Genomic DNA, 5,815 nt, shown 5'->3' with positions numbered 1-5,815 from the left:
TCCCCGGGTCCCCGGCCTAGCCTTTGTATCGTCCCGGCTTGTGCCAGGCGATCAGCATTGCGTTCATCGCGAACGTTCCCAGGGCGGACCACAGTATTTTGGCCAAGGGAAGATAGGCCACCGCCACGCAGAACAAGCCCAGGTCGAAGGCGAGTTGGAGCTTGCCGGCGTTGATTCCGGAACGCCGCTGTACCCATAGGGTCAGCGCGCTGGTGCCTCCCATGGATGCGTTGTGCCGCGCGAGGCACAGGATGCCCATGCCAAGGAAGGTGCCACCGGCGATTGCGGCGAAGGCGTTGCTGATGCCGGATACTTCCAGAGAGCGGCTGATGGCGCTCACACCCACACCTATTGCCAGGCTGACGAAGGCGCTCTTGATCCCGAATGTCCTGCCCATGGCGCGGCAGGAAAACAGGATGAAAGGGATATTGATCAAGGGAACGAGAGGCGCGGCCGCATAGCCCGATACGAAAGAGCCCAAGAGGGCCATGCCTGCGATGCCCCCCGTGATCATTCCGCCGCGGGCGAGCAGCGAGATGCCCATGGCAGCGAACAGGGTGCCGATGAAAAGTCCATACGCATCGTCGATTGCGTTATGCGATGGAGCTTCCTGCGCCGGCGAAGGGTGCCGGTCAAGGAGAGACATGGAAGATTCCCGGAGGGTAGGGGAAAGGGGTTCCCGAGGGCGAGCCATGGGCTTTTGGCTGGAGGCGCGTCGCTAGGATTAGTCTTATATATATTGCAGCGCAGCGACGACTTAAGCAATATCGGGAATTGGAGTAACGGCCCGTGAGGGCCACGGCCTCAGCGCAATCCGAGCAGCTGCGCCAGCTTCCCGCTCAAGTGCGAGCCAGGTGAGCTGCTGTCGAAACTCCCGATCCGGGTGCAGGAATTTGCAAGGGCAGAAATATCTGTGCCCGGGACTGGGCTCTAGCAAAAGCTGGAGACAGCAGGAGCCTGCCCAGACAGGGAGGGCTGTCTGGGAATGATATTGAAAATCAAGGGATTATTCAGTGGTGCCCGGGGCCGGAATCGAACCGGCACGCCTTGCGGCGGGGGATTTTGAGTCCCCTGCGTCTACCAATTTCACCACCCGGGCAGGTCGTGCGCGGGCGTTTGTTCGGTCTGGCCCTGCTCCCCGCAAAGGGATGAGGCTACCGGCACCTGACCCAGGGCGGGGCAGGCAAACGCCGCGTGGCGGAAAGGTCGGCATTATAGCCCACTTGATAAACCGGTTCCCGCCCCCATGTTCTGGCGGGTCGGCCGCCCTGTGCGTGCCGGTCCCGGCCCGGCGGCCGCCCCAGGCGCCGCCATCCTACCAACGCAGACACCAAGATTTCGACATGAGCGAAACCGCATCCCATTCCGCATCGGAAACCCTGGGTTTCCAGGCAGAGGTCAAGCAGCTGCTGCACCTCATGATCCACTCCCTGTACAGCAACAAGGAAATCTTCCTGCGCGAACTGGTTTCGAACGCATCCGATGCCTGCGACAAGCTGCGCTTCGAGGCGATCGATAACCCCTCGCTGATGGAAGGGGACCCGGAGCTGGGCATCCGGGTGGATTACGACAAGGCGGCACGCACGATCACCATCTCGGACAACGGCATCGGCCTGACCCGCGAAGAGGCTGTGGCCAACCTGGGCACGATCGCCCGCTCCGGCACCCGCGAATTCTTCGCCAAGCTGACCGGCGATAAGCAAAAGGACGCGCAGCTGATCGGCCAGTTCGGCGTCGGTTTTTATTCGTCCTTTATCGTGGCCGATAAGGTTACGGTGGTCAGCCGCCGTGCCGGGGTGCCGGCGGACCAGGCGGTGCGCTGGGAGTCGGATGGACAGGGCGAGTTCACGGTGGCGCAGGCGGAGAAGGCCGGGCGCGGCACCGATGTGACGCTGCATCTGCGCGCCGATGAAGACGAATTGCTCAGCGGCTGGAAGCTGCGGGAGATCCTGCGCCGGTATTCCGACCACATTTCGCTGCCCATCCGCATGGCCAAGGAAGAGTGGGACGCGGAGAAGGGCGAGCAGGTCCGCAAGGATGAGCTGGAAACGGTCAACCAGGCGAATGCGCTGTGGACGCGGTCCAGGAACGACACCACGGAAGAGCAGTACCGCGAGTTCTATAAGCACGTCGCCCATGACTATGACGATCCCATGGCGTGGACGCACAACCGTGTGGAGGGGCGCAGCGAATACACCCAGCTGCTGTATATCCCCAAGCACGCGCCCATGGATATGTGGGACCGCGATGCGCGCCGCGGCGTGAAGCTGTACGTCAAGCGCGTGTTCATCATGGACGATGCCGAGCAGCTGTTGCCGATGTACCTGCGCTTTGTGCGCGGGGTAATCGACTCGGCGGATCTGCCGCTGAACGTGTCGCGCGAGATCCTGCAGGAAAGCCGCGATGTGCGCGCGATCCGCGAAGGTTCGTCCAAGCGCGTGCTGTCGCTGCTGGAAGACCTGGCGGAGAACCGCAAGGACGACTACGCGCTGTTCTGGCAGGAGTTCGGCAAGGTGCTGAAGGAAGGCACCGGCGAGGACGTCGCCAACCAGGAGCGCATCGCCAAGCTGTTGCGCTTCGCGTCCACGCACAACGAGGACGGCGTAGAGAACGTTTCCTTCGCCGATTATGTGTCGCGCATGAAGGAAGGCCAGGACAAGATCTACTACGTCACGGCGGAAACCTATGCCGCGGCCAAGAATAGTCCGCACCTGGAGATCTTCCGCAAGAAGGGCATCGAGGTCCTGCTGCTGTCCGACCGCGTCGACGAGTGGATGCTGTCTTACCTGCGCGAGTTCGACGGCAAGTCGCTGGTGTCGGTGGCCAAGGGCGGCCTGGACCTGGACGCGCTGGCCGACGAGGAAGAAAAGAAGCGTCAGGCCGAGGTGCAGGAGTCGTTCAAGCCTTTGGTCGAACGCCTGAAGACTGCACTGGACGATAAGGTGGCCGACGTGCGCGTCACGCTGCGCCTGGTGGATTCGCCGGCCTGCATCGTGGTGGGTCAGAATGAGCTCAGCCCCAACCTGCTGCGCATGCTGAAGGCCGCGGGGCAGGAAGCGCCTTCGGTCAAGCCCACGCTGGAGATCAATCCGGAACACGGCCTGGTGGGGCGCTTGCGCGATGCGGCCGACGAGGACTTCAACGATTGGGCGCAGCTGCTGCTGGATCAGGCCATGCTGGCGGAAGGCGGGCAGCTGGCCGACCCCTCCGCGTTCGTGAAGCGCATGAATGCGCTGCTCTTGAAGGCGTAAGTACCGGCCATCCGGCAGGCCCCGGGCGCGCATATGCAAGCCGCCCGGGACGGCCACGCCGAGTGGAGCATGGTCGAACCCGGCCAGCCCTTTGGGTAGGCGGGAACGAAAAAGGCGGGTCGCCGAAGGGCGATCCGCCTTTTTTTTATGCGCCGGTATGCGGCTGGCTTACATCTCGATCCGCTCCACCTTGCCCACCAGCAGGATGTACGACAGGGCGCCCAGCAGGGCCAGCGAGGCCACGTAGACGATCGCTGGGGCGAAGTTGTCCTGGGTGACGAGGTAGCCGATCACAATGGGCGTGCAGATGGACGAGAGGTTGCCGACGAAGTTGAATACGCCGCCCGTCAGTCCCAGCAATCGCACGGGGGCCAGCGTGGACACCAGCGACCAGGTGATGGAAGCGAGCCCGTTGCCGAAGAAGGCCAGCGCCAGGAAGAAAATGACCCACGACGTGGAATCGGTGTAGTTCGCGCCTATCATCGCCGTGGAAATCAGCAGGCCCAGGATGATGGGCAGCTTGCGCGCCAGGCCGACCGTGGCGCCGCGGCGGATCAGCCAGTCCGACAATACGCCGGAGCACAGTACGCCGATGAACGCCGCCAGGAAAGGCACGGATGCCAGGAAGCCGGACTTGATGAAATCCATCCCGCGGTACTTCACCAGATACGTGGGGAACCACGTCAGGAAGAACCACAAGGTGGAGGTCAGGCAGAACTGGCCCAGGTAGACGCCCCACAGCTTGCGCCGCGACATGACCCGTCCCAGGTCGGCCCAGGCGAACGGCGTTTTCTTTTCCGTCACGCGGCGTTCCAGGTCCACCACGCCGCCGCCCTGGCGGATGAGTTCGATCTCCGCCTCGTTGGCGCCGCGGAACTGCCGCGGCTCGCGGTAGACCATGAACCACAGCACGCCCCAGACGATGCCCAGCAGGCCCGTGGTCACGAACACCATGTGCCAGCCATAGCGATGCTGCAGCCAGGCCAGGACCGGGGTCAGGAAGGCCAGCCCGACGAACTGGCCGGACGTGTAAAAGCCGATGGCCGTGGCGCGCTCGCGTTCCGGGAACCAGGTCGTGACGACGCGGTTGTTGATGGGATAGGCCGGCGCCTCCAGCGCGCCGACGGCCAGGCGCAGCACGAACAGGGCGACGAAGCTGCCGGCGAAGCCCATGAAGAAGGTGGCGGCGGACCACAGGATCAGGGCAACGGCGTACAGCACCCGCGGCGCCACGCGGTCGACCAGCCAGCCTCCCGGGATCTGCATGGCCGCGTAGGTCCAGCCGAAGGCCGACAGGATCAGCCCTTCATGCACGGTATCCAGGCCGAACTCGTCCTTGAGCGCCGGCGCGGCGATGGAAAGGTTGCTGCGGTCCAGGTAGTTGATCACCACGGTGATGAACAGCATCACCATGATCAGGTAGCGGCTGCGGGTGGCCTGTGCGCCGGGCAGGGCGGCGGTGTGTGCGGTGGGCACGGTGGTCTCCTGTTGTTTCTGCTTTATGGCTCATGCCGTGCGTTCGATGTGTGCACTGGCGATGGATCTCTTCGGGTAGTGGGGTTATCGGCGGCCAGGGGCGCATGAACGATGCGCGGGCTTACCATTCGGCGAAGCTGCCGTCCTTGTGGCGCCACACCGGGTTGCGCCAGCGATGTCCGACCGCGGCGCGTTCCTTGACGTACTCTTCGTTCACCTCGATGCCCAGGCCCGGACCCTGCGGTATTGCGACCATGCCGTCGCGATACGCGAAGACTTCGCGGTTGCTGATGTAGTCCAGCAGGTCGTTGGCGGCGTTGTAGTGGATGCCCAGGCTTTGTTCCTGGATGAAGGCGTTGTAGCAGCCCGCGTCGATCTGCAGGCAGGTTGCCAGGGCGATGGGGCCCAGCGGGCAGTGCAGCGCCAAGGCGACGTCGTAGGCCTCGGCCATGGCGGCGATCTTGCGCGTTTCGGTGATGCCGCCGGCGTGCGAAGGATCGGGCTGGATGATGTCGACGTAGCCTTCCGACAGGATGCGCTTGAAATCCCAGCGCGAGAACAGCCGTTCGCCCAGGGCGATAGGGGTCGAGGACAGCGGTGCCAATTCTTTCAGCGATTCGTAGTGTTCGCTGAGCACCGGTTCTTCGATGAACATCAGTTTGTAGGGCTCCAGTTCCTTGATCAGGACCTTGGCCATGGGTTTGTGCACACGCCCGTGGAAATCCACGCCGATGCCGACGTCGGGCCCGACCGCATCGCGCACCGCGGCGACGTTTTCCAGGCACTTGCGTACCTTGTCGTGCGAGTCGATGTATTGCAGTTCTTCCGTACCGTTCATCTTGACGGCGGTGAAGCCGCGCTCGACGGCGGCCTTGGCGGCTGCCGCGGTATCGGCGGGGCGATCGCCGCCTATCCAGGAATACACGCGGATGCGATCGCGTACGTTGCCGCCCAGCAGCTGGGATACCGGGACGCCGAGCGCACGGCCCTTGATATCCCACAGCGCCTGGTCGATGCCCGCCAGCGCGCTCATGTGAATGGCGCCGCCGCGATAGAAGCCGCCGCGGTACAGGACGGTCCAGTGGTCT

4 protein-coding genes and 1 tRNA gene are annotated in these 5,815 nt (G+C 63.7%); 1 reads left to right on the top strand and 4 read right to left on the bottom strand.

Annotated features, from left to right (window positions below; translation table 11 throughout):
* Positions 1–16 precede the first annotated feature (16 nt).
* Both ACO1P8_RS05945 and ACO1P8_RS05940 read right to left on the bottom strand, forming a co-directional pair.
* Positions 17–646 carry a YitT family protein gene (locus ACO1P8_RS05945; RefSeq protein WP_486294992.1) on the bottom strand — a complete coding sequence of 210 codons (630 nt, stop codon included), beginning with the start codon at positions 644–646 and terminating at the stop codon, positions 17–19.
* 368 nt (positions 647–1,014) lie between these two features.
* Positions 1,015–1,099: transfer RNA gene (locus ACO1P8_RS05940), tRNA-Leu, on the bottom strand.
* A gap of 244 nt (positions 1,100–1,343) precedes the next feature.
* Between ACO1P8_RS05940 and htpG the strand changes: the two genes are divergently transcribed.
* Positions 1,344–3,251 (top strand): molecular chaperone HtpG, encoded by a 1,908-nt coding sequence (gene htpG, locus ACO1P8_RS05935; RefSeq protein WP_486294991.1) that lies wholly within the window; start codon positions 1,344–1,346, stop codon positions 3,249–3,251.
* 168 nt (positions 3,252–3,419) lie between these two features.
* Here htpG and ACO1P8_RS05930 read toward each other — a convergent pair whose 3' ends face one another.
* Positions 3,420–4,727, bottom strand: a complete 1,308-nt coding sequence (locus tag ACO1P8_RS05930; protein ID WP_486294990.1) for an MFS transporter — start codon at positions 4,725–4,727, stop codon at positions 3,420–3,422.
* 121 nt (positions 4,728–4,848) lie between these two features.
* On the bottom strand, positions 4,849–5,815 hold a 967-nt coding region (gene dgoD / locus ACO1P8_RS05925; RefSeq protein ID WP_486294989.1), incomplete at its 5' end, for a galactonate dehydratase.

This window comes from Bordetella sp. (genome assembly GCF_057362025.1).
This window is presented reverse-complemented; position numbering and strand designations above follow the sequence as displayed.

Excerpts from the sequence above, each read along its gene's own strand:
- ACO1P8_RS05945 (WP_486294992.1), bottom strand. The coding sequence starts at position 646 with ATGTCTCTCCTTGACCGGCACCCTTCGCCGGCGCAGGAAGCTCCATCG.
- htpG (WP_486294991.1), top strand. The coding sequence starts at position 1,344 with ATGAGCGAAACCGCATCCCATTCCGCATCGGAAACCCTGGGTTTCCAG.